Annotated in this window: 21 protein-coding genes; 15 read left to right on the top strand and 6 right to left on the bottom strand. The window is 47.0% G+C overall.

Features of this window, described 5'->3' with window-relative positions:
• Window positions 1-255: 255 nt before the first annotated feature.
• The 3 genes from MHB54_RS09320 (at window position 256) to nadE (ending at window position 3,482) form a co-directional block, all read left to right on the top strand.
• Complete coding sequence (locus MHB54_RS09320; RefSeq protein WP_076295363.1) at window positions 256-1,995, top strand: two-component system sensor histidine kinase NtrB; 1,740 nt, start codon at window positions 256-258, stop codon at window positions 1,993-1,995.
• A gap of 141 nt (window positions 1,996-2,136) precedes the next feature.
• On the top strand, window positions 2,137-2,571 hold the full coding sequence (locus MHB54_RS09315) for a BrxA/BrxB family bacilliredoxin (RefSeq protein WP_023986978.1): 435 nt from the start codon (window positions 2,137-2,139) through the stop codon (window positions 2,569-2,571).
• Between the two features lie 101 nt (window positions 2,572-2,672).
• Window positions 2,673-3,482 carry an ammonia-dependent NAD(+) synthetase gene (gene nadE / locus MHB54_RS09310; RefSeq protein WP_025722646.1) on the top strand — a complete coding sequence of 270 codons (810 nt, stop codon included), beginning with the start codon at window positions 2,673-2,675 and terminating at the stop codon, window positions 3,480-3,482.
• A 212-nt stretch (window positions 3,483-3,694) separates the two neighbouring features.
• Here the strand turns inward: nadE and MHB54_RS09305 are convergent, their stop codons facing one another.
• On the bottom strand, window positions 3,695-4,510 hold the full coding sequence (locus MHB54_RS09305) for an alpha/beta hydrolase family protein (protein ID WP_071559313.1): 816 nt from the start codon (window positions 4,508-4,510) through the stop codon (window positions 3,695-3,697).
• Between the two features lie 184 nt (window positions 4,511-4,694).
• Here MHB54_RS09305 and acpS point away from each other — a divergent pair, with 184 nt between their 5' ends.
• A complete protein-coding gene (gene acpS / locus MHB54_RS09300; RefSeq protein WP_071559312.1) occupies window positions 4,695-5,099 on the top strand; it encodes a holo-ACP synthase in 405 nt (134 codons plus the stop codon).
• 4 nt (window positions 5,100-5,103) lie between these two features.
• A complete protein-coding gene (gene mutY, locus MHB54_RS09295; protein ID WP_071559311.1) occupies window positions 5,104-6,336 on the top strand; it encodes an A/G-specific adenine glycosylase in 1,233 nt (410 codons plus the stop codon).
• Between the two features lie 141 nt (window positions 6,337-6,477).
• Here the strand turns inward: mutY and MHB54_RS09290 are convergent, their stop codons facing one another.
• Complete coding sequence (locus tag MHB54_RS09290) at window positions 6,478-7,296, bottom strand: AraC family transcriptional regulator (protein ID WP_069080778.1); 819 nt, start codon at window positions 7,294-7,296, stop codon at window positions 6,478-6,480.
• 174 nt (window positions 7,297-7,470) lie between these two features.
• Between MHB54_RS09290 and MHB54_RS09285 the strand changes: the two genes are divergently transcribed.
• Window positions 7,471-9,663, top strand: a complete 2,193-nt coding sequence (locus MHB54_RS09285; RefSeq protein ID WP_264454186.1) for an alpha-galactosidase — start codon at window positions 7,471-7,473, stop codon at window positions 9,661-9,663.
• Between the two features lie 24 nt (window positions 9,664-9,687).
• Window positions 9,688-11,121: a PTS transporter subunit EIIC gene (locus MHB54_RS09280; protein WP_028541013.1), complete on the top strand. Its 1,434-nt coding sequence runs from the start codon at window positions 9,688-9,690 to the stop codon at window positions 11,119-11,121.
• A gap of 192 nt (window positions 11,122-11,313) precedes the next feature.
• Here the strand turns inward: MHB54_RS09280 and MHB54_RS09275 are convergent, their stop codons facing one another.
• A complete protein-coding gene (locus tag MHB54_RS09275; RefSeq protein WP_028541012.1) occupies window positions 11,314-11,805 on the bottom strand; it encodes a DinB family protein in 492 nt (163 codons plus the stop codon).
• 134 nt (window positions 11,806-11,939) lie between these two features.
• Window positions 11,940-12,554, bottom strand: a complete 615-nt coding sequence (locus MHB54_RS09270; RefSeq protein WP_023986992.1) for a superoxide dismutase — start codon at window positions 12,552-12,554, stop codon at window positions 11,940-11,942.
• Between the two features lie 521 nt (window positions 12,555-13,075).
• On the opposite strand from MHB54_RS09270, the gene MHB54_RS09265 reads away from it, so the two are divergent.
• The 7 genes from MHB54_RS09265 (at window position 13,076) to MHB54_RS09235 (ending at window position 18,610) form a co-directional block, all read left to right on the top strand.
• Window positions 13,076-13,501: a GNAT family N-acetyltransferase gene (locus tag MHB54_RS09265; protein WP_023986994.1), complete on the top strand. Its 426-nt coding sequence runs from the start codon at window positions 13,076-13,078 to the stop codon at window positions 13,499-13,501.
• 131 nt (window positions 13,502-13,632) lie between these two features.
• Window positions 13,633-14,217, top strand: a complete 585-nt coding sequence (lepB, locus tag MHB54_RS09260; protein WP_264454185.1) for a signal peptidase I — start codon at window positions 13,633-13,635, stop codon at window positions 14,215-14,217.
• Window positions 14,218-14,310: 93 nt separating this feature from the next.
• The gene (gene rnhA / locus MHB54_RS09255; protein ID WP_023986996.1) at window positions 14,311-14,748 is read left to right on the top strand and encodes a ribonuclease HI; all 438 of its coding nucleotides are present in this window, start codon (window positions 14,311-14,313) and stop codon (window positions 14,746-14,748) included.
• A 95-nt stretch (window positions 14,749-14,843) separates the two neighbouring features.
• Window positions 14,844-16,592 carry a tRNA epoxyqueuosine(34) reductase QueG gene (gene queG / locus MHB54_RS09250; RefSeq protein ID WP_068939420.1) on the top strand — a complete coding sequence of 583 codons (1,749 nt, stop codon included), beginning with the start codon at window positions 14,844-14,846 and terminating at the stop codon, window positions 16,590-16,592.
• A gap of 105 nt (window positions 16,593-16,697) precedes the next feature.
• Entirely contained in the window at window positions 16,698-16,952 is a 255-nt protein-coding gene (locus tag MHB54_RS09245; RefSeq protein WP_013308742.1) for a YneF family protein, read from the top strand.
• Between the two features lie 54 nt (window positions 16,953-17,006).
• Window positions 17,007-17,600 (top strand): GTP cyclohydrolase I FolE, encoded by a 594-nt coding sequence (folE, locus tag MHB54_RS09240; RefSeq protein ID WP_013308743.1) that lies wholly within the window; start codon window positions 17,007-17,009, stop codon window positions 17,598-17,600.
• 164 nt (window positions 17,601-17,764) lie between these two features.
• Window positions 17,765-18,610: a lipoate--protein ligase family protein gene (locus MHB54_RS09235; protein ID WP_264454184.1), complete on the top strand. Its 846-nt coding sequence runs from the start codon at window positions 17,765-17,767 to the stop codon at window positions 18,608-18,610.
• Window positions 18,611-18,630: 20 nt separating this feature from the next.
• Here the strand turns inward: MHB54_RS09235 and MHB54_RS09230 are convergent, their stop codons facing one another.
• Both MHB54_RS09230 and MHB54_RS09225 read right to left on the bottom strand, forming a co-directional pair.
• Complete coding sequence (locus MHB54_RS09230; RefSeq protein WP_340981570.1) at window positions 18,631-20,010, bottom strand: Fe-Mn family superoxide dismutase; 1,380 nt, start codon at window positions 20,008-20,010, stop codon at window positions 18,631-18,633.
• A gap of 253 nt (window positions 20,011-20,263) precedes the next feature.
• Window positions 20,264-21,301, bottom strand: coding sequence for an alpha/beta hydrolase (locus MHB54_RS09225; protein ID WP_023987001.1), 1,038 nt, complete (start codon window positions 21,299-21,301; stop codon window positions 20,264-20,266).
• Window positions 21,302-21,599: 298 nt separating this feature from the next.
• On the opposite strand from MHB54_RS09225, the gene MHB54_RS09220 reads away from it, so the two are divergent.
• A complete protein-coding gene (locus MHB54_RS09220) occupies window positions 21,600-22,343 on the top strand; it encodes an IclR family transcriptional regulator (protein WP_071639527.1) in 744 nt (247 codons plus the stop codon).
• The last annotated feature ends 96 nt before the right edge of the window (window positions 22,344-22,439 follow it).

Here is a 22,439-nt window from a genome sequence, read left to right as displayed (position 1 = left end):
CATTCAGAACGGTGTAACCGATTGTTCATCATAACGTAATACCGTCACTTTAGATAGTTTTCGAGTACAGTAACGCGTATATTTTTCAATTGTAGGGATTTGGATTGCGTAAAAACGCTCCTCTTATAAACATCTAGTATTTAGCAAATTTTGTCGTTCTACACCGGGATTTTAACACATATATTGTAATATATTGTAGCCTGTGCTTTAATTCAACTAACGGCGTCAAGGAAAGATGATGAGGGGGAGAAGTCCTTGTTAATTGCGTTGAAGGAAAGTGTGCTCCAAGTTCTCCTTGCCGTTATATCGGCGGGTTTTTTCTCTATATTAACGGATTATGGGGATAAGAAAAAGGTTTGGGGTGGCAAACTGCTTCCTGGACCCAATCAAGGAATACTGTACTTGTGTTGCTTGCCAGCCATATTGTTATGTACACTCTTTCAATATCAGTCTCCATATGGTCTACCTTCCAATCTCGGTATTATTCCCCTTGCAGTTGGCATCATGTACGGTAGACGTCGCACTGCCTTCGTGCTCGCCGCTTCCGCACTGATGGGAGTCCTAATTATAGCCCAGTCAACAGAAATGTCCCCGATGTACGTGGGCACGGGTTTTATCCTTTTTCCTTTTATGCTCCTGCATGTCAAGTTTTTTCAAAGAGGAACAATGTTGGACAAAAAGCTCCTGATCTCCGCATATGTTGTGGCTGATATGCTGTTTAAGGCGATATTTCCGCTACTGTGGGGCAAACAGGATATTGCGGTATACATTCCTGACTTACTTACAACGTTTTGGAATATTGGTGCAGGGGTACTGGCAAGTTTTACGGTCGTGAGCCTGATGCATAATGCCTTTGAGAAGCTGACGTTACGGCGTGATGTGACTGAGTTTACGAGCAAATATTTAATTGAAGTGGATAAGCTGCGTCAAGTTATGGATTTGATGCCGTTATCTCTTGTTACTTTGGACAGCGAAGAACGAGTTATACATATGAACAAAACGATGCTGGAACTCTATCGGGACTACGATCCCTACATTACGCTGCCTGAGGTAGTAGGTCGTCCATTCACCTCGTTATATGGTTTTAGCGCTTTGCCTGCGGTTAACGAACGAGTTGCGAAAGCGTTGGAAGGAGAGGCGGGGGCTGATTTTATAAATGTTACCCCCAAAGTATTCTTCTCAAGTTTCCTTCCTATTCGGGATAAACATGCAAACCAAACGACAGGTGTCATTATCGCCTTGCAAGATATTACAGAGCTGGAGACGCTGCGCAGTGAGCTGGGTAATTTTGAAAGGCTCAGTCTGGTTGGACAGATGGCAGCAGGCATTACTCATGAAATACGTAATCCGATGGCGGTTGTGCGTGGTTTTTTACAGCTTATGCGTGAGAAAAGCCCAGAATCCCTCAACCATTATTACCGCATTGTGATGGAGGAACTTGACCGGGCGAACGGGATTATTAACGATTTTCTTTCACTGGCCCAGAATCGAATTGTCGAGAAGGAGCAATGTCATCTGCATGATATTATTCGCGAACTGACGCCTTTATTGTGGGCAGATGCGAATCTGAGGGGACAGACGATTGAGCTAAAGTTAGAGGATCATGTGACGATGCTGCATTTGAACCCTAAGGAAATGAAGCAATTGCTGCTTAATTTATCGCGTAATGCGATGGAAGCTATGGGGGAAAAGGGAGTGCTGACCATTTCGACTCATGAGGAAGGGGATTTCGTGGAAATGGAAGTAAAGGATACAGGTCCGGGAATTCCGCAAAAGCAGCTTGAAAAGCTGTTCCAACCTTTTTACACGACCAAAACGAAAGGTACAGGTCTGGGTCTGGCCTTATGTCAAAGTATAGTGGAGCGTCATCACGGTACAATTGCCGTAGATTCGGTGGAGGGAATGGGCACGCAGTTTAAAGTTCGATTGCGCAGAACCGTTCCGACTTACCGGGATCATTCTGAGTTTCCTGTCATGAATTCGATACAGAAATAATCGTGCAAATATATAGCCGGATTTTTGCAAATTACGTGAAAAAGATTGTATAATGAAGTTTAGATGTCCATGCCTTTACTACGGCAAAGGATGAAATTAGAAACGTAGTATACATGATTTTTGGAAAAGGAGTGAAAGAATATGTCTATGTCTTTCGATCAATATATGAGAGATTCAGTTCAGCCAATGCGCGATGAACTGACGAATCTTGGGATTCAGGAACTGCGTACTTCTGAAGATGTGGAGGCCAAGCTGCCTAATGCTAAAGGTACAGTGCTGGTTGTTGTGAACTCGGTATGTGGTTGTGCCGCAGGCCAATGCCGCCCAGGTGTGGCTGAAGCACTGAAGCATGATCTTACGCCAGATCATCTGTATTCGGTTTTTGCCGGACAGGACAAGGAAGCAACAGCAAAGGCTCGCGAATTTTTCGCACCTTATCCACCGTCTTCCCCTTCTATCGCGCTGTTGAAAGACGGCGAGCTGGTTCACTTCATCGAGCGTCATCAGGTGGAGGATCGTTCGGCAGATCAGATCGCTGCTGATTTGACCAGTGCATTTGATCGTTTTTGCCGGTAAGACTGCTCAAGCTATGCCCCGCATTTTTCGCCTGCGAAACTTGCCGGGGCTTTTGCATGTTGGCTTGTGAAGGAAATTCCTAAAAAAGAGGTGCTTATCTGATGAGTTTGCAGGAACAGATTATTGCTGAATTGGGAGTACAGCCTACGATTAACGTAGAAGCGGAGGTCCGCAAGCGTGTGGATTTCCTCAAGTCGTATGTAACGAAAACGGGAAGCAAAGGGCTGTTGATCGCCATCAGTGGCGGGATTGACAGTGCCGTAGCAGCCGCTTTGTGCAAGCGGGCTACAGATGAATTGACGCAGGAGCAAGGGGACGAATACAAAACGCTGGGTGTATTCCAGCCATATGGCCAACAGGAAGATATCGAGCATAGCTACGCGGTAGCCAAAGCGTTCGACCTGAAATATGCTGGGGAAACGAACATTAAGGAAGCCGTGGACAAGGTTGCCGTGGAAGTGGAGCATACGTTAAAGGATATCGGTCTGGAGCGTTCCATTACTCCGCAAGTGAGAGGGAATGTAAAGGCAAGAACACGTATGGTGGTTCAGTACGCACTCGCGAATGAGCTGAATCTGCTCGTCGTTGGCACAGATCACGCTTCAGAAGCCATCACAGGCTTTTATACCAAATGGGGCGATGGAGCGGTCGATATTACGCCACTTAGCACGCTTAACAAACGTCAGGTACGCTTGCTGGCCAGCTATCTCGGAGTTCCGCAGGCCATTTTGGACAAAGCGCCTACAGCAGGATTGTGGGAAGGCCAGACGGATGAAAAAGAACTGGGGATCTCCTACGAAGCAAACAGCGACTACCTAGAAGGCAAGGAAATTGACCCGGCGGCACGCGAAAAGCTGGAAAGCTTCTTTACACGTACAGCGCATAAGCGGACAAGCATCCCAGGAGTGTAAGCATTAATCATTATGGAATTGTAAAAATGCTCAAGTGAGGATTTTGCAAAAATCCAATAAGCGATTTTCAATAAACAATATATAGATCGAAATGGTCTAGTTCGTCTATATATTGCACTTGGAGCGACTGGAATCGAATTTTGCAAAATCCTGAAGTAAATAAATGCGGCGATCCGCCCGGCGGATCGCCGTTTGTATTGAAGGGGCAATAATTAATTGGCGATCCACTCAATGAAGCGGCGGGTTTCGGTAATCGCCTGATCGAGTGGAAGACTGCCTCCCTGGAATGGATGAACGGTATTAAAGGTATGAGTGCCGCCTTGAATTTGTACCCATTCGATGTCGGGACGAACGGAAGTGAGCAGGGCAGAGCCTTCCCGTAGACGTTTGGAATCTTCGGTTCCCTGGATCAGTACAGCTGGGAGCTGGCTGTTGGCAAGTCTGTCTACAATGGCAAAACGCTGGCGATTTTGTTCCAGGTCTTCCAGAATGACAGCATCCAGCGGAAGCTGTTGTCCGGTTCTGGCGTTTTCCACATAGCTGCGCCCCTTGGCGCGCATTTCTTCTTTTTGCGGTAAAGTAAACAGATCAAGATCTGTCACGCCATTCCATGAAATGACGCCAGCAATCTCACCGGGATGATCTAGAGCATATACAAAGCAGCTCCCCGCGCCTCGGCTATGTCCTAACAGAAACAACGGCAATTCTCTGAACTCATGACGTGCTCTCAGATTGGATAGCAATAGTTCCAAATCCTCTTGTTCGCGGCTATAGGTGTTGCGTGCGAACTTTTCCAGCTCGGTAAAATTCTCTAGATCCTCACCTATGCCATTATGTGAAAAGTTGAAGGTCACAACATGGTTATCCATACTCAATGCTTCTGCTATATAGGGGAACATGCCCCAATCCTTAAATCCTTTGTAGCCGTGAGCGATGATGAGCAGGCTTTTGGCTGTATTTTTAGCGGGAAACCAGGAAGCCCGGATCACCGCATCTGTTCCTGCTTCAACAATAATGGTTTCTGACATCCTATCCTTCCTTTCTACGGGAATTTTTTTTAATGGGCATATCAGCTGAATTTCAAAACATTCACCTATAGCCTTTCTTATTTTAACATATTTTGGTGCCGTTTTTACGCTTTTGTGACTCGCCAGGGTGTGGACGCACTGTTACAATAGATCCAGTAAAGTAAAAAGGACGGGGAATACCCAAATGATCTACGGAATTGGACATGATGTGCTGGAAATAAGCCGTATGGCTGATATTTTGGCAGGTAAATATGCAGACGCGTTTTTGAATCGGGTGCTGACCCCGGCAGAACGTGAGCTTGCTGTGGAACGCAAGGGTAGACTAGCGGAGTTCGTAGCAGGGCGCTTTGCCGCAAAGGAAGCGATAACGAAAGCCTTCGGTTGCGGAATTGGGCAAATCATCGGGTTCGGCGATATGGATATTTTACCGGAACCTGGGGGGAAGCCAGTAGTTTATTTGTCTTCATCCGCGTGGGATAGACTGAGGTTGCCGTCTACAGGTGACTCGAATTACAGCATTCACTTGAGTATTACACATCAGCCTAACATTGCCTCTGCTTTTGTGATTGTCGAATATAAGGAGATGTGATGTGATGACTACAAATACATTGGAACAAAAGCGTTATTTCAGCTTTGAACTGTTGAATTGGTATACACGTAACAAACGCGATTTGCCGTGGCGCCGCCATCGGAATCCTTTTTATATCTGGATCTCGGAAATTATGCTTCAGCAGACGCGTGTGGATACGGTCATTCCGTATTTTAACCGCTTTATTGCACGTTTTCCTACAATTGAAGCGCTGGCGGAAGCACCCGAAGAGGATGTGCTTAAGCTGTGGGAAGGGCTGGGTTATTATTCGCGGGCCCGGAATTTGCAAACTGCGGCAAAACAAGTAGTTGAGCTTCACGGCGGGCAGGTGCCGGATGATACACAAGCTGTCGCTGCACTGAAAGGAGTAGGCCCGTATACGACGGGGGCGATTATGAGTATCGCCTTCAACCGACCAGAGCCTGCTGTGGACGGGAATGTGATGCGTGTGCTGTCGCGTTATTTTCTCATTGAAGAGGATATTATGAAGGGCAGCACGCGGGCGCATATGGAAAGTCTGGTACGGGAGCTGATTCCCGAAGGAAGAGCCTCTGATTTTAATCAGGCTCTGATGGAGCTGGGGGCGCTGGTCTGCACGCCGAAGTCGCCTCATTGTCTGACCTGCCCGGTCATGGAGCATTGCTCGGGCAGATTGGCAGGTCGCGAGGAGACACTGCCGGTCAAGACCAAGGCGAAGCCGCCTCGGCTGGAGCCGCGCTCCGTCGCTCTCATCGAGGGCAGCGGAGCGAACGCCGGCCGCTTGCTCGTACGGCAGCGCCCGGCCAAGGGCCTGTTGGCCCGCATGTGGGAGCTGCCGCATGAGCTTGCCGGGCCGGAGGGCTACAACGGCCCGGTGCCGGATGAGCCCGCCATGGACCATTTGGCGGCTCATTTGCTGGCAGAGGGCGTGCTTGCGCGCCCGGTGCGGTTTGTACGTGAGGCGGAGCACACGTTCAGCCACATTCACTGGAACCTACGTGTGTTCCAGTGTGAAGAGGTCGCCGCCCCTGCCGGGGAGGCGGGAGGACAACCGCTGGCTGCCGAGCAGCGGGCCAGCTACAGTACCGGAGCGAAGCCGGGGGCGTTGATTACGCTGGCAGAGCAGGCGGAGTACACGCGCAATGTGCTGCCAGCGGGGTACCGCTGGATCAGCGAGGCGGATATGGCCACCTTGGCATTTCCCAAGGTGTTCCTTGATCTGATCACCGAGTATTATGCGAAGCAAAAAGAGAACTAATTATCAAACTAAAGGTTTTGCCCATAAAAGATGGTAGTTAAAAAAATAGCGGCAGTATGGACATGAGGTTGATCCATACTGCCGCTATTTTTCTGTTTTTGGAATGAATATGCCTAATTTAATTGCGAACGAAGCGTGTTATTATTGGGGATTTTTTCGGTATTCGGATGGAGTCACCTTGTTGACCGTTTTGAACATTTTGGAGAATAGGAGTACATCTTTATACCCTACAGACCGCGCAATATCTCCGATTTTAAGGGAAGTATTTCTTAATAGGGAGCACGATTTTTCAATCCTCAAATGTAATAAAAATTCCTGCGGTGACTTATTTAGTTGCTGTTTAAATAAACGATGCAAATACGAACGGTCAATTGAAATGTACTTGGCAATGTCACTTACGGTAATGAAGTGTGAATAGTTTTGCTGAATGAAGAGAAGCGCTTCTTTAATATACCGCTGCTGTCTTACTTCATGGTTGACTTCCTGATTAGGGTAATGTTCAAACATCAAATACAGAAATTCATATAGCTTGGATGCAAGCAGCAGGTCTTTGTTGGATTTCAGTGTAGAAGAAACGACGATGCTCTCCATACAGCGGGCAAGGCTACCCTCCGCTTCAAACCGGAAAATGGGATTGTCCCTATTGATACAGGTTCGGCTTAGATATTCTTTTGCTTGCACCCCATTAAAACCAATCCAGGCATATTCCCATGGGTCCATTTCATCTGCTTCATAATAAATTAAAACCTTCGGCTCAATGAAGAAAGCATCGTTTTTCTCCAAATGATAGATTTTATCGTTGACTTTAAAGATCCCTTTTCCTTTTAAAATATAATGCACCATATACCCGCTTCGAATGGCTGGACCATAAGAGTGCTTGCTGGTACAGCTTTCTTTGCCACATGTGTATAAATTGAGATCCAGGTTGTTATAGGAATGATTGGAAAAGTGCGAACTCATTTGTTTTCACCCCTTAATTCATCTCTGTATATTATCACACCGTTTCATATAGAGTCTACATTATTCCATATAATTATTAAAACTATTCAATTATTATTAGGATGTAAACAATAAGAAAACAACATAATTTATAATTTTGAAAAAACGTACTATTGGCGCTATAAGGGGGTTGCTATGACTATACACATCGATAAAGAGAATCTTTTATTCCATTTACAAGGCAGCAATACGAGTTATGTCATGCAGGTTATACGAGATGGTTATTTAGCCCATCTGTATTGGGGAAAGAAAATTCAGAACTATCGGGGAAGCAATAAAATCATCTTTATGGATAGAGGATTTTCACCCAATCCGGATGGCTCGGATCGAGCCTTTTCACTGGATACCATCCCACAAGAATATCCGTCATTTGGAAATAGTGATTTCAGGATTCCTGCGTATCAGCTTCAATTGGAGAATGGTTCTACCGTGACAGACTTTCGGTATAAAGAACATCAGGTTTACCAATGCAAGCCAAAATTGAAAGGGCTTCCTTCTACTTATGCAGAGGATGATGGCGAAGTAGAAACTCTGGAAATCGTCCTTGAAGACCCATTAATTGATGTAAAGATTGTACTATCCTATAGCCTATATCAAAAGTGGGATGTCATCACCCGTTCAGTCCGGTTCGATAATGAAGGTCGGCAGCAGCTAAAACTGCTTAAAGCGTTAAGTGCTAGTGTGGATTTTCGTGATGATGAATACGAACTAATTACCTTGTACGGTGCGCATAATAATGAAAAAAATATAGCAAGGCGAAAAATTTTACCCGGAATTCAAATGGTAGACAGCTGCCGTGGAGCCAGCAGCCCTCAACAGGCACCCTTTATGGCACTTGTAAGAGAAGGAACAGATGAAGAACAGGGTGAAGTGTACGCCTTTAATCTGGTGTACAGCGGGAACTTTACGGCACAGGCTCAGGTAGATTCCTATCGGAACACAAGAGTCGCGATGGGGATTAATCCTTTTGATTTTACATGGCTGCTTGAACCGGAGGAATCCTTCCAAACGCCAGAAGTGGTCATGGTATACACCGAAAATGGATTGGGCGGCATGTCGAGAATTTATCATGAATTATACAGGAGCAGATTATGTCGTGGGCCTTTTCGTGACAAGGAGCGGCCGATCCTGATTAATAACTGGGAAGCCACCTACTTTAACTTTGATGCCGACAAGATTGAGCAGTTGGCGAAGGAGGCTCAAAGTGTAGGAGTGGAGCTGTTTGTACTGGATGATGGGTGGTTTGGAAAACGGGATGATGACAATACTTCATTAGGCGATTGGGTGGTGGATCGTCGCAAACTTCCAGATGGATTGCCGGATCTTGCAAACCGCATACGAAATCTGGGTATGGAGTTTGGTTTGTGGTTTGAACCTGAAATGGTATCCATAGACAGCGATTTATACAGAAAGCATTCAGATTGGTGTATCCATGTCCCTGATCGTCCGTATACGTTGGGAAGAAATCAACTGATGTTGGATTTATCGAGGAAGGAAGTGTGTGAGTACATTATTAAGTCGGTTTCCGATATTTTATCGGACGTTCCAATTACTTATGTAAAATGGGACATGAATCGTCACATGACGGATGTGGGTTCGGCAGCCTTGCCGCCTGAGAGACAAAGGGAGACGGCGCATCGTTATATCCTGGGACTCTATAATATTATGGAAGAGCTTACATCAAAGTTTCCCCATGTCTTATTCGAGAGCTGTTCTAGTGGAGGAGGCCGTTTTGATGCCGGCATGCTCTATTACATGCCTCAGACCTGGACGAGTGACAATACGGATGCCATTTGCCGACTGAAAATTCAATGGGGAACAAGTCTTGTCTACCCTCCAATTACCATGGGGGCACACGTCTCCACAGTACCCAACCATCAAGTGGGCAGAATAACTCCCTTGGAGACAAGAGGTTATGTCGCCATGGCCGGGAATTTTGGATATGAGCTAGATTTGACGACATTAACCGTTGAGGAAAAAGAAATAGTAAAAAAACAGATAGCTCTATATAAAGAAATGAGATCGCTCATTCAATTTGGGAAGTTTTACAGAATAATTAATCCGTTTGATGAAAATGAAGCCGCATGGAGCTTTGTATCAGAGGATCAAACGGAAATGGCGGCCAGCTATTTCAAGATTTTATCCCAACCTGCTGCCGCGATTAAAACATTAAAATTCAAAGGTCTGAATCCAGACTACGTTTATAGAAATGTAGAAACCGGTGAGCTGTTCGGCGGTGATGAATTAATGCATGTCGGCATAACGCTTGCCAGGGTAAAGCAGGACTTTTTAGGCATGTTCTGGAGATTTGTTAAAGAAGACATCTGACTCAGCTAGAGGAGGTTTTACTAGATGGAAGCAAAAGAAAAGCAGTATAAGCAAATTTCTCAAGAAATTTTAAAATATATCGGTGGTGAAGAGAACATTATCGGTGTGGCCCATTGTGCCACAAGATTAAGAATTGTACTTGAGGACAATGAAAAAGCGGAATTAAAAAAGATTGAAGATATTGATCTGGTTAAAGGCGTTTTCATAGCGGGGGACCAACTGCAGATCATTTTTGGAGCAGGGTTGGTCAATAACATCTATGCCGTGTTCTCCAAACTGACCGGAACAGAAGATATGTCATTAAGTGATGTCAAATCGAAGTCCGCACTAAAGCAAAATCCTTTTCAAAAAGCCATTAAATCGCTGTCAGATGTCTTCATTGAGATCATGCCGGGAATTCTTGCCGCCGCATTGTTAATGGGGATAACCGGGCTGTTAGGTCAGAAGGGGTTATTTGGTCCTAAGTCGATTGTGGAGATGTATCCAATTTTTCAAGGGATCAATCGCTTTGTTCAAATCGTTTCCACGGGTATTTTTACAATCCTGCCGCTGCTTGTTGTTTATTCCGCAACCAAGAGATACGGCGGTCGTCCTATTCTGGGGCTTGTGCTGGGTGCGATTATGCTTCATCCGGCACTGGCAGATGCTTTTGAGGTAGCTAAAGGAAGTCAAAATCCGGAATCGATCAGTCTTTTCGGCCTTCCCGTACAGTTGGTTGGATTTCAGGGCGGTATTATTATTGCTCTAATGATGGGATATGTGGTAGCCAAGTTGGATCAGTTTTTTAACAAAAAGGTTCCAGACATGATTAAACTATTTTTGGCTCCGTTGCTGACGGTCTTTATTTCTTCCCTGCTATTGTTTACGATTATCGGCCCTCTTGGGCGAGAGCTAGCCAGTCTGGTCACCGTTTCGCTGCTTTGGATGACGCAAAACCTTGGGATATTCGGTTTTATGTTTTTTGCAGGCATTCAGCAGATCATTGTTATTACAGGCTTACATCATGTTATGGGTGCGGTAGAAGCGCAGCTGTTAACCGATACAGGCAGAAATTTTATCAACCCATTGGCATCAGTAGCTTTGATGGCTCAAGGGGGCGCCGTTTTGGGGTATATTCTTTTGAATCGCAAAGACACCAAGGTTAAAGAAATGGGTTACTCTGCATTCGGGTCTGTACTTTTTGGAATCTCCGAACCAGCGATCTTCGGGGTCACTTTAAAGTATAAGTTCCCCCTGATTGCTGGATGCCTTGGAGGAATGATTGCGGGAGCATATGTATATTTAAGCAAGCTGACAGCCATAGGATTCGGAACCACGGCTCTTCCTGGCTTTGCAATTGCAGCGTCAGAGAACCATGGTCATATGAATTATCTCATCGCTCATCTTATTGCCCTGTTATGTGGAGCATTATTTACATTGGCTTACGGTGCTATCAAGAGCAAGAGGTCAACACTCTGAACCAAGAGAGTATTGATAAGTTGAATAACTTAATCAGTTACAATCAGGCTTTATGAAAACGGTTAAAAGAAGAGAATATGCGTGGAATGGACAAGAGAGTATAGATGAAAAAGTAAAAGAGCCGTCCTCAGTCGTTAAAAAAGACCGAGGACGGCTCTGAGTCACATGAATATACTTGTATGTTCGTTAAAGCTAATCGATGCCACCATCGCTTTCAATTAGCCCTTTGCCGATTACATTGGCCGAAACCGGAGGCTTGCCTAGCTCCCGAGACCATATGGACAACTGCCCAATATGGTGGATTTGGTGGGCGATGACATGACGCATCACCTCGCCCCAGGCATCAATTACAATCCTGCCGTCCGGGAGGTGATCTTCAAACCTTTTCCGTTCCAGACCATCATGCCAGGCGAGCACGAACGGCTCGACATCGAGTCGAAACTTTGCATCCAGCTCACGGACTTTGTCGAGCGTATCATACAGAGAGAAGTCCTCCTGAAAGTCGGGTTTGCCCTGAATCGTTTGAATCCAGCTCCACTCCACATCAACGATATGAAAGAGTGTCTTTAGAATGCTGCCGACTCCGCCGACGCGTTGTTTCAGTAATTCCTCCTGCGACACCTCTTCACACCAGCGGTACCATTGTTCCCGAATCATCCAGTTGTAACGAAAAAAAGTCTGCATCCATCAACCTCCAGAGCTGTATTTGAGAATCATCTCCACCAGTTTACCATGGAATGCCAAAAGGGCTGTCTCATTCGTAGAAAATCTACTTTTGAGACAGCCCTTTATTATAGGATAGAGATGTTGTTACTGGCTTATTTCTTTGCAGCCGCGTAACGTTTGTTTACTTCATCCCAGTTGATTACATTGTAGAATGCTGCAATGTAGTCTGGGCGTTTGTTTTGATATTTCAGGTAGTAAGCATGCTCCCAAACGTCCAGTCCAAGTACCGGAGTCAGACCTTCGGACAGCGGGCTATCCTGGTTTGGAGTGCTAGTGATCGCCAGTTTGCCATCTTTGCCGACAACCAACCAAGCCCAGCCGCTACCAAAACGTGTTGTAGCTGCTTTAGTGAAGTCTTCTTTAAATTTGTCGTAGCCGCCCAGCTCGTTGCTGATTGCTTCAGCAATAGCACCTGTCGGTTGTCCACCGCCGTTAGGACCGATAACTTCCCAGAACAGGCTGTGGTTGTGGTGTCCACCACCGTTGTTGCGAACCGCAGTGCGGATGCTTTCAGGAACGCTGTCCAGATTGGAGATCAGATCCTCCAGACTTTTGCTTTGCAGTTCAGGAGCGCTCTCCAGAGCTGCGTTTAAGTTCGTTACATATGTGTTATGGTGACGATCATGGTGAATTTCTACTGTCAGTGCATCAATGTGCGGTTCCAGTGCGTCTTTTGCGTAAGGAAGTTCTGGTAATTGAAATGCCATAGTAAAATCCCTCCTGGTTATATGGTTGGGTAAGTGTTCCTATGTAATAATACCCTCGACAGTTATATTAAACCGCATTCAGCCTATTTAATCAACATTTTTGTTTGTAAAATAGCAAACTGGGCAATACGGCCTGGTAGCTAGCATGTCCAAAAACCCGATTGGAATACATAATACCTAGGTAATAAGAGGTAAATTGTGAACTTTAAAATGTAAACGCTTTATATACAGCGCTTACATGAGAAAAAGGGATGTATTCCATCAAAAAGTATGGTTTAATGGTCAAGGAAGCAGAAATTTCGGCTTTTTTGTCGTCTGCTATAATCTGTCATGTCTATGACATGACGAACTTGAGGGCATACACCCTTTTCCTGTTCTTCATTTCATATATAGCAGATCGTATGCATTTTTATCATAATGCCTTGTGATTAACACCATGATAAGAAATTTAAGGATTTATGTAAAAATGACGGTGCTGTCTCAATTTTTTTATTATGCTTACGAAAAGGGAGATATTACTTATGCACGTTCGTTCCTTTCAATTAAGTGATGTGAACTCAGTAACGGAACTCATGCAAATTGCCTTGTCAGAGGAGTGCTACAAAGAGACGGTGAGTGCGTTTGCCCGTCAGCTTTCGTGGGATTCCGGTTTGATCATCGTTGCAGAAGAAGAGGGTGAGATCGTTGGTGCTTTGATCGGCACGATCGATCAGAATGATGGTTGTTACTATCGTATCGCTATTCATCCGGATCGTCGTCGGATGGGAATCGGCAAATCGCTTGTGGAATCCATGGAGCAGCGTTTTCAGCAACGTAAGGTTAGCCGTATTTGGGTAGCAGGGGACAAGCATAACAGTGCGGCCATGCCTTTGTACGAAGCGATGGGCTATGGAGCAAGCCAGATTTTACAGGCTTTTCAGAAGCTGAGTATTTTGGCGCCTCATTAATCGGGAATCGAAATAAAGAGAATTGAATAACATTAAGTATAATATTTACATTTAGAGCATATCTGAGTAACCGTTGCAATCGGGTACGGGATATGCTTTTCTATTTATAACAGGGTTGAGGAGGTTTAATTATGGACGCTTTGGCTCCTTCGTCAGGCCCACTTCCCTCGCCGGAAACGTCCAAACCAGCAGGTCGCTCTGGTTACATACGCGATTGGTTAGTCACCCTTCTGATTGCCATGGTCGTCTTGCTGCTTCTGAACCTGTTTGTATTTAACTTGTCCACGGTCAGAGGACATTCGATGCAGCCGACGTTAATGGAAAGTCAGCATTTGTTCGTCAACAAGCTGGTTTATAATTTTCATGATCCGGGCAGGGGGGACATTGTGATTTTAAAAGATCCCGATTCCAAGCTGTCGAGTCCAAGATTTTTAGTGAAAAGAGTCATAGGTATTCCCGGAGATGTAATCCGAGTTGAACATAATCATTTGTATGTGAACGGTGAACTGCTAAATGAACCTTACACCAACTCTGACGTGGAGGATGGTGATTATGGTCCTTTTACGGTGGAGCCGGAGCACTTTTTTGTCATGGGAGATAATCGCCATATTGCAGCGAGCAAGGATAGCCGCTATTTTGGAAGCATTAAATCTCAAGATTTACTGGGACGTGCAGAATTTATATTTTGGCCGATATCTGAGTGGAAATGGCTATAGAGCAACTAAAGTCTGAAATTAATGCGGAACACGTCCGAACCGATCAGGACCATGACGGAGCAGGCGGTTACCGATGAGGAAAGGAAGAGGATGATGAAAGAAGTGATGGTATATACCGACGGTGCTTGTTCGGGAAATCCCGGTCCTGGGGGCTGGGGGATTGTTTTGCTGTATGGGGAACATCGTAAGGAGCTGTCGGGTGCCGAGAAAATGACGACAAACAACCGTATGGAGATCAAGTCCGTGATTGAAGCACTGAAGCTGCTCAAGGAGCCTTGCCATGTGAAAGTACATAGTGACTCTGCCTATGTCGTCAATTGCTTCAAACAGGGCTGGATTAAGAACTGGCTTCGTAATGGCTGGCGCAACAGTAAAAATCAGCCAGTGGAGAACAAGGAACTATGGGAAGAACTGTGGGAACTGATGGGTAAGCATGAGGTTGAATATGTGAAGGTTAAGGGGCACAGTGACAATGAACTGAATAATCGCTGTGATTTTCTGGCGACCAGTGCTGTTAAAAATTTACGGTAGCATCTGCTGCTGTTTTCTGTTGAAATTTGAGATATGAGAATTTTGCAAATCCTCATATCTGTAATGATAAAAAGTGGAAGAGAGGTGAGTATCGGATGCAACGCGGATTGACTCAGGCGGCTGCCGGAACCGCTTCGACTTGGGCTTCGCTCAAGCAGGAAATTATTGAGGCAGCTCCAGGGCTGGGTATCGACTCCATCGGGTTCGCATCCGCCGACCCCTTTCTGTCTCTGAAAGCTATATTGGAAGAGCATCGTGCGAAAGGCTATGAATCCGGCTTTGAAGAGCCAGATATTGATAAGCGGATCTACCCGGAGCTGTATGGCTCACAGCCTGCATCTCTGATTGCTATTGCGGTGGCGTACCCTTCCAAAATGAAGGACCCGCCGAAGTCGGACAAGGGGAAGTACCGTGGTATTTTGGCACGTTCAGCCTGGGGGAAAGATTATCATCTGGTACTACGCGAAGCGATGGAAAAGCTTGAGGCTTTTATAAGTGAGCGGGTACCTGATGCCATATTGAAAAACATGGTGGATACCGGAGAATTGTCGGATCGAGCCGTTGCGGAACGCGCAGGGATTGGCTTTAGCGGCAAAAATACGATGATGATTTCACCGACGCTGGGATCATGGATTTATCTAGGTGAGCTGTTGACGAACATTCCTTTCCAGCCAGATGAACCGGTAACGGATGGTTGCGGCGAGTGTACCAAATGTTTGGATGCCTGTCCTACGGGCGCGCTTGTGGGTCCTGGACAGCTGAATGCCCAGCGGTGTGTGTCCTTTTTGACGCAAACGAAGGGCTTTCTGGATGAGGAGTTTATGCGGAAGATAGGGAATCGGCTATACGGATGTGATACCTGCCAAATGGTATGCCCCAAAAATCGGGGTCTCAACTGGGATCACCATCCCGAGCTTACACCCGATCCTGAAATTGTGAAGCCGTTGCTGCTGCCGTTATTGGATTTGAGCAACCGTGAATTCAAAGACCAATTTGGACAAAGTGCGGCGGCTTGGCGGGGGAAGAAGCCCATTCAACGCAATGCAGTCATTGGACTGGGCAATTTCAAGGATATCAGCGCGGTGCCCAAGTTAACGGAGGTTTTATTGGATGATCCGCGTCCCGAGCTACGAGGCACGGCGGCGTGGGCTTTGAGTCGAATAGGAGGGGAGAACGCTATGACAGCGATCAAGCAAGCATCAGAGAAGGAACAACATGAGCAAGTACGCGAAATGATCGCGCAAGCGCATTCCAAACTAGAGGAACAAGAGCAGGCAGAACAGCAAAAGGCGTCTGAATTACCAAAATCAGAAGTAACGGCCGGAGATTCACAGGGTCCAACCACCATTTATTATGATGAGATGGAGACACCTGTGGGCACGTTGACGCTGTGCGCTACGGATCGGGGGCTGTGCCGAATAGACTATGGCGTTTTTCATGCAAAGGAAGCACTGCTTCAGCAATGGGCCCGAACATGGATTGGGGAATATGTCTATGTGCAGGAGCCGGAAAAACTGCGCGAAGCCGCGGACCAACTGCGTGAATATTTTGCGGGAGAACGACGGGAATTCAGTATAGCCTATGATTTGAGAGGCACTCCTTTTCAAGAGCAGGTATGGCGTGCATTACAAAATATTCCGTACGGACAAAGTGTGTCCTACAAAGATATTGCAGAATCGATCGGACGAGCCAAGGCGGTACGTGCTGTGGGTGGAGCCAATAACAAAAATCCGTTACCCATTCTGTTTCCATGTCACCGGGTATCGGGTGCAAACGGAAGTTTGGTCGGTTATGCTGGAGGCTTACCAGTCAAGACGAAGCTGCTGGATTTGGAGAAACAATAAGGACATATGTTTGCAAAAAGTGATTTGCTAGCTGTCCCATGTTTTGCTATGATAGGTTCGTGCAATTCAAGATGTTTCATATAAATATACAGAGGTGACGACTTCGTGGTGTGGAATATTGTCATTCCGATTATTACCCTGATTGCTGGTTTGGTTGGAGGATTTTTCATCGGTGCTTATTATCTTCGTAAACAGCTTGAAAAGATGCAAAACGACCCTGAAACGCTGCAAAAAATGGCCAAACAGATGGGTTACAACCTGAATGGGAAACAAATGCAAAAAGCCCAGCAGATGATGAAGAACCAACAGTTCTCCAAAAATCAGCCTGGTCCGCGTAAAAATCAGGGCCGTCGGAAATAATGAGCAACGTGAGCACGGATGCCGCATGAGGTTGCTGCATAGAGGAGGATTACTGTGGCTGGCGTAAAAGATTATATTAACCGCAAAGCTGCGGATAACCGGGATAAAATCGAGTACCATGTGGAGCAGATTTTACAACTGATCGGTGAGGACCCCAAGCGTGAAGGGTTGTTGGAAACACCGGCACGCGTTGCGCGCATGTATGAGGAAATATTTGCGGGTTATGAGGTTGATCCCCGGGATGCGTTGGGTGTGACATTTGACGAGAATCACGAGGAGCTTGTGATCGTGAAGGACATCGTCTATTACAGCCAGTGTGAGCACCATATGGCTCCTTTCTTCGGAAAAGTGCATATCGGCTATGTACCCAGCGGCAAAATTGTAGGACTGAGCAAGCTTGCACGCCTGGTAGAGGCAGTGACCCGCCGATTGCAGGTACAGGAGCGTATTACATCACAGATCGCTGATATTTTAAATGAAGCGGTCTCCGCTCACGGGGTTATGGTGGTCGTGGAAGGTGAGCACCTGTGCATGTGTGCAAGAGGTGTCAAAAAGCCTGGTAGCAAAACGGTAACGTCTGCGGTACGCGGTACGTTTCGTGATGATGCAGCACAGCGCGCAGAGTTTTTGTCGCTGCTCAAGGATTGATCGAACATCGCAAGACGTTTATGTGATGAACAAAAAAAGGGTGGTTTACGCATAGGCGTAGCCACCTTTTTTTGTTAACATCAGAAATAGAGACGACGGGATAGCTGCCTTAAAATTACGATTTGCTATGGATAACAGTTATTTTTATAGATAGGGGATAACGTATGGAGAATGTACATAGATCAACGGAAAAAACAACAGCTTTGCCTGAGTTACAGTGGTTTGAAACGCCACTCGCGGCCACTCAGGAGAATGTTTTGTCTCCGCTGGCTTGGGAGGAGCTGGCTTGTCGGCAAGTAGGGAAAGGAGCTACACCCATTTTGCATCTATGGCGGCATCCGTCAGCGCTTGTGATCGGTCACCGGGACCGCAGGCTTCCCTACGCCCCACAGGCGATGGAACGAGTGCGCAACGCGGGAACCTCGGTATGCGTACGCCCTTCGGGTGGAGCAGCCGTCATGCTGGACAGAGGGGTACTGAACCTGTCCTTGATCCTGCCGAATCCACAGCGGGCCATCAGCCTACATGAGGATTTTCGGCTCATGGCAGCGCTAATTGCCGATGCGCTGGTTCCGTGGTCTGGCGAGGCGCAGACCGGAGAAATCCTCGGGTCCTTCTGTCCCGGGGATTACGATGTCAGCGTCCGGGGCCGCAAGTTTTGCGGCATTGCACAGCGGCGCCAAGCCAAGGCGTATATCATCACAGCCTTCGTGATGATTGAGGGCAGCGGTGCAGAGCGTGCACAGGCGGTGCAGCATTTCTATACAGAGGCAGCCGGGGACACATCGGCAGGCGTGCAGCAGCAGGATTACCCCCGGGTGAATCCAGCAACGATGGGTAGCCTGGCAGAGCTGGCTGGAGTGCCGTCTGTTGAGGCGTACACGGCATCTCTGCGCCGTGTCGTTGAGAGCCGGACAGCCATTTTACCTGCCGATGGCTGGTTGGTACAACCGGAAGGATTGACCGAACAAATGGCAGCGCTCAGAGAGCGATACGATTTGCAGGTGTAGTTTTTCTTTAGCTTAGAAGCTTAGAAGGGTTGCCATCTCAGTTTGGAGGCTTGATCGTAGCGCGCTTCCACTTCAGGCCAGTTAACGACATGCCACCAATCCTCAATGTATTTGTTACGCTCATTTTGATGCTTTAAGTAATATGCATGTTCCCATACATCTATCGCCAGCAGCGGAATGGACTCCCATTGAGTCAGATTCTGGTGCTTTTCGGCCTGCAAAATTTCAAGCCGTCCCGCGCGTGGACTCCATACCAGGATAGCCCAGCCGCCACCCTCGACCTTTTCGGCTGCCGAACTGAATTGCTTTTTGAATGCATCGTAGCTGCCAAAATCCTTTTTAATCTGTTCAGCCAGCGGTCCGCTTGGGTTTCCGCCACCTTTAGGACTCATGATCGTCCAAAAAAGAGTATGCAGATAATGGCCTGCGCCGTTGAATGCCAGTTCGCGTTCCCAATGTTTTACGAGGTCAAAGTCACCTGTTTTTCGGGCTTCTTCGAGCTTCTTTTCCGCTTTATTCAGGTCATTCACATAGCTCAAATGATGCTTATCATGGTGAATACGCATCGTTTTCTCATCAATATACGGTTCAAGCGCATTATAGGGGTAAGGGAGCGGCGGTAGGCGATGTCCCCCAATAGGAACCGAGCGGCCGATTGAGGTTTTTTCCGTTGCCGAAGGTTGCGCTTGGCTGGATTTGACGCTTTTAGTCGTCCATGCGCCTTCTCCCCTTATGCCTGCCTGCCGTTCTCGAAACGCTTCCTCTGGGTAAATCTCACCCTCTGCCGCTACATGATACAACCTAGCAGCCCTTGCGATGGAGCCAGGTTCTTGAAAGGGGGTTGTCGAGATTAGGAAATATTGGCTTTCATGTGCCGCGTGTAATACAACTCCGGCAGATTTTGGCTGCTGACGCAATGCATGACTGTGCTCGCTCAGCAGACCGAGCTGTCGTACATACTCCTGTGACTGACGGTTTGCGGTTTGCAGCAAATCGTCCAGTCGACGATTTAATTCTTGTGAGTCAGGCTGAGAGTTTAAGGCTGACTCTGACAATGGCATCTTTACAGATGATGATGCGTCTAATCCCCTTGACTGTTTTGAATGTCCAGTGAATTCGTGTGTATGTGCTTGTGGAGCAGCCGACATCTGTTTCCATTCCTGATGCCACGCCTGATCTGCCGGATCGAGTACGCTCCGTTGCTCTTCTAGCAACTCTATGGCGGTGCGTTCCGTCTGTTCGAATACAGTCCGCCAATCATCCAGCAACCGTACATAAGTTGGCTCCAATCCCTCGGTAGCGGATTTAATCACTTCCACATGCCAACTTTCCTGCTGCTTCCAATGCCGAATTTCCTCCAGCACACGTAAGGGCAGGAAAGACCCATAAGTACTCAGCATCGTTTTTTTACCTCCCGTATCCTACTATGGCTATCCGGCGGATCTGGCAGATCTGCCCTGGATGCATACGTACCCAGTATATTCGCTGTCTCATCAGGAATATGTCTATGAACTCCCTTAATCCGGTCACATCTGTTACGTAAAACAATGAATACCCATGGAAAACGAAAAAGAAGCCCAGCTACGGCACGGGTTAAGTGTCCATAGGCAGGCTTCTTCCAGGCGAAGAATAGAATACAGTTCTTCGAAAAATTTACTTCGTAGTCGTTTGTTTGTGGGCATCAGCGATGGTTTTCTTGTCCTCCAGCTCCTGTACACTGCTTAGAAACGTCGATACCCGTCGCAAATATTCACGAGGGTGCTCTCTGAAAATAAGCTCATGTATCCCGTTTTTAACAATCCATACACTGGAAAGCGGGTTGGTTTGATTGGCAGCGAGCTTTTCCGCAATAGGATAAGGAGCTTTTTCATCCTGTGTACCATGCACAAACATGATCGGGAACGGATAGTTTTCCTTTTTAACTTCCTGATATGGAATTTGATGCAAGCTGGTTCCGTTCAAGACTGGAAACAGCAACTCCAGAATTTCCAAAGACGGATGTCTTGGCAGATTAATTTGATTGTGAATGTTATGGTACAGCGTATCTGGCTCCAGCAGGAAGGTGCTGTCTAAAATCATTGCGTCCACATCCTTGGTTTGCAAGCCCGCCTGAAGAGCGGTTCCTGCCCCCATGGAGAAGCCCCATACGATAATCTCCGACGAGCCGCGTTGCTTCGCAAGCTGAATTGCTCCGAGGAGCTGTTGGGATTCTGCTTTGCCTCCGGTTGCGACTGCTTTGCTGTTTTGTGACGCGAATCCATAATCGAACATGACCACATTAAAGTTCAAACTGTGGGCATAATGCGCCAGATCATACATGGGAATCCAGCTTTCTTCGCGGTTAGCCCCATAGCCATGACTGAAAATAATCGTTTTCCGCGATTGATCCGCCGGGATATACCAGCCTTGTACCATGCGGCTACCATCCTTGGCAGGGAAGCTGACTTCCTCATAAGGCATGCTTTTGGCCTGCATCGGATTAGAGTACAGTGGTGCAACGGTGGGATTCGTAAGTACCCATGCGATGTAAGCATGCAAGGCAATAAAACAAAACAACAGAAAAAAGACGACCGACAGCAGCAGAGCAATCACAACGTGCTTGAACCGCAGCAGACGGGGATTAAAGAGTGGGGTGGACGGCTCCTGAACAGCGGTCTGTAGCTGAGCGTTGCGCTGGGATGTCGAAATCATGTAAGAGCCTCCTTATATAAAATTGATCTTCGTTTCATAGAATTTAGGTATAATTCCACTTGAAAATAGTAGTGTAGATCCGTATAGATACCTATTATCGTATGATGGGGATTATCCAAAGTCAACGCCTGAACCGGAAAAGTAAAAATGATGCAAAGAATTGTCGATGTTTGTTCTCGTTCTGTAATATGGTTGTCACAAAAACATCGGTTTACAGTAGCCGCGACTATTCTATATAATTTATGTAACCATGTTTCATAGTGTGAAACGAATATGGATACAAGAGGAGCGGTTCACGATGGAAGACCGTAAATTAACCGTTCGCGCTGTAGAGCGTGCACTTGATATACTGCTGTGTTTTACCGCAGATTCGGATCTTGGCCTGACGGAGATTGCCTCCAAAATTGGTCTACATAAAAGCACGGTTCATCGGCTGCTGACTACTTTGGAGGATCGGGGCTTTGTCGTTCGGAATGCCGAAACGGAAAAATATCGACTTGGCTTCCGCATTTGGGAGCTATCCACGCATTTGTCCCAAAGCGACGAGCCGGCGGTGTTGTTACAGCCTGCAATGGAAGGACTACGTGATCGTCTGGGCGAGACGGTCAGCTTATACTTACGGGACGGCAGCATGCGTATTCGCATACAAGCCGTGCAGAGCAATCAGGCGATCCGCAGGGTTGCGCCTGTAGGTGCGCGTATGCCGCTGGCTGTAGGGGCCTCCAGCAAAGTGCTGGCAGCCTTTATGCCGCCGCAAGAGCTGGAAGCCCTGCTAAGCGGGGATGAATGGCCGCCCTCGGTAGACCCGGAGGTCTATAAAGCCCAGCTGCAGGACATTCGCGAGAAGGGCTATGCGACCAGCTATGAAGAACGGGAGCCAGGGGCTGCTGCTGTGGCTGCGCCAATTGTAAACCGGAAGGGACAGGTCACTGCGGCTTTATCTGTATCCGGTCCGGTCAGTCGGCTTGCACCCGAGACGCTGCATGACTTTGCTCCGATTTTGATTGAAGCGGCGAAGGAAATGGGACTTATGCTTCCGTAACAAGAATGAACACAGTTGAAGCAAGCAAAGTGATTTGATGGGGAGCGTCTCCTTAGTAAAGGGAACCTAGAAGGGTTGCCAAAGCCATAAATTTAA

Origin of the sequence: Paenibacillus sp. FSL M7-0802, from assembly GCF_038004945.1 — a bacterium.
In the GTDB taxonomy this organism is placed as follows: domain Bacteria; phylum Bacillota; class Bacilli; order Paenibacillales; family Paenibacillaceae; genus Paenibacillus; species Paenibacillus polymyxa_B.
Note: the sequence above shows the minus strand (reverse complement) of the source record. Positions and strands in the feature narration are given on the sequence as shown.

Excerpts from the sequence above, each read along its gene's own strand:
- MHB54_RS09265 (WP_023986994.1), top strand. The coding sequence starts at position 13,076 with ATGCACGTTCGTTCCTTTCAATTAAGTGATGTGAACTCAGTAACGGAA.
- MHB54_RS09280 (WP_028541013.1), top strand. The coding sequence starts at position 9,688 with ATGGAAGCAAAAGAAAAGCAGTATAAGCAAATTTCTCAAGAAATTTTA.
- MHB54_RS09275 (WP_028541012.1), bottom strand. The coding sequence starts at position 11,805 with ATGCAGACTTTTTTTCGTTACAACTGGATGATTCGGGAACAATGGTAC.
- MHB54_RS09270 (WP_023986992.1), bottom strand. The coding sequence starts at position 12,554 with ATGGCATTTCAATTACCAGAACTTCCTTACGCAAAAGACGCACTGGAA.
- rnhA (WP_023986996.1), top strand. The coding sequence starts at position 14,311 with ATGAAAGAAGTGATGGTATATACCGACGGTGCTTGTTCGGGAAATCCC.
- MHB54_RS09305 (WP_071559313.1), bottom strand. The coding sequence starts at position 4,510 with ATGTCAGAAACCATTATTGTTGAAGCAGGAACAGATGCGGTGATCCGG.
- MHB54_RS09230 (WP_340981570.1), bottom strand. The coding sequence starts at position 20,010 with ATGCTGAGTACTTATGGGTCTTTCCTGCCCTTACGTGTGCTGGAGGAA.
- MHB54_RS09235 (WP_264454184.1), top strand. The coding sequence starts at position 17,765 with ATGGAGAATGTACATAGATCAACGGAAAAAACAACAGCTTTGCCTGAG.
- MHB54_RS09285 (WP_264454186.1), top strand. The coding sequence starts at position 7,471 with ATGACTATACACATCGATAAAGAGAATCTTTTATTCCATTTACAAGGC.
- lepB (WP_264454185.1), top strand. The coding sequence starts at position 13,633 with ATGGACGCTTTGGCTCCTTCGTCAGGCCCACTTCCCTCGCCGGAAACG.
- MHB54_RS09220 (WP_071639527.1), top strand. The coding sequence starts at position 21,600 with ATGGAAGACCGTAAATTAACCGTTCGCGCTGTAGAGCGTGCACTTGAT.
- mutY (WP_071559311.1), top strand. The coding sequence starts at position 5,104 with ATGACTACAAATACATTGGAACAAAAGCGTTATTTCAGCTTTGAACTG.
- MHB54_RS09290 (WP_069080778.1), bottom strand. The coding sequence starts at position 7,296 with ATGAGTTCGCACTTTTCCAATCATTCCTATAACAACCTGGATCTCAAT.
- MHB54_RS09225 (WP_023987001.1), bottom strand. The coding sequence starts at position 21,301 with ATGATTTCGACATCCCAGCGCAACGCTCAGCTACAGACCGCTGTTCAG.
- queG (WP_068939420.1), top strand. The coding sequence starts at position 14,844 with ATGCAACGCGGATTGACTCAGGCGGCTGCCGGAACCGCTTCGACTTGG.
- acpS (WP_071559312.1), top strand. The coding sequence starts at position 4,695 with ATGATCTACGGAATTGGACATGATGTGCTGGAAATAAGCCGTATGGCT.
- MHB54_RS09315 (WP_023986978.1), top strand. The coding sequence starts at position 2,137 with ATGTCTATGTCTTTCGATCAATATATGAGAGATTCAGTTCAGCCAATG.
- nadE (WP_025722646.1), top strand. The coding sequence starts at position 2,673 with ATGAGTTTGCAGGAACAGATTATTGCTGAATTGGGAGTACAGCCTACG.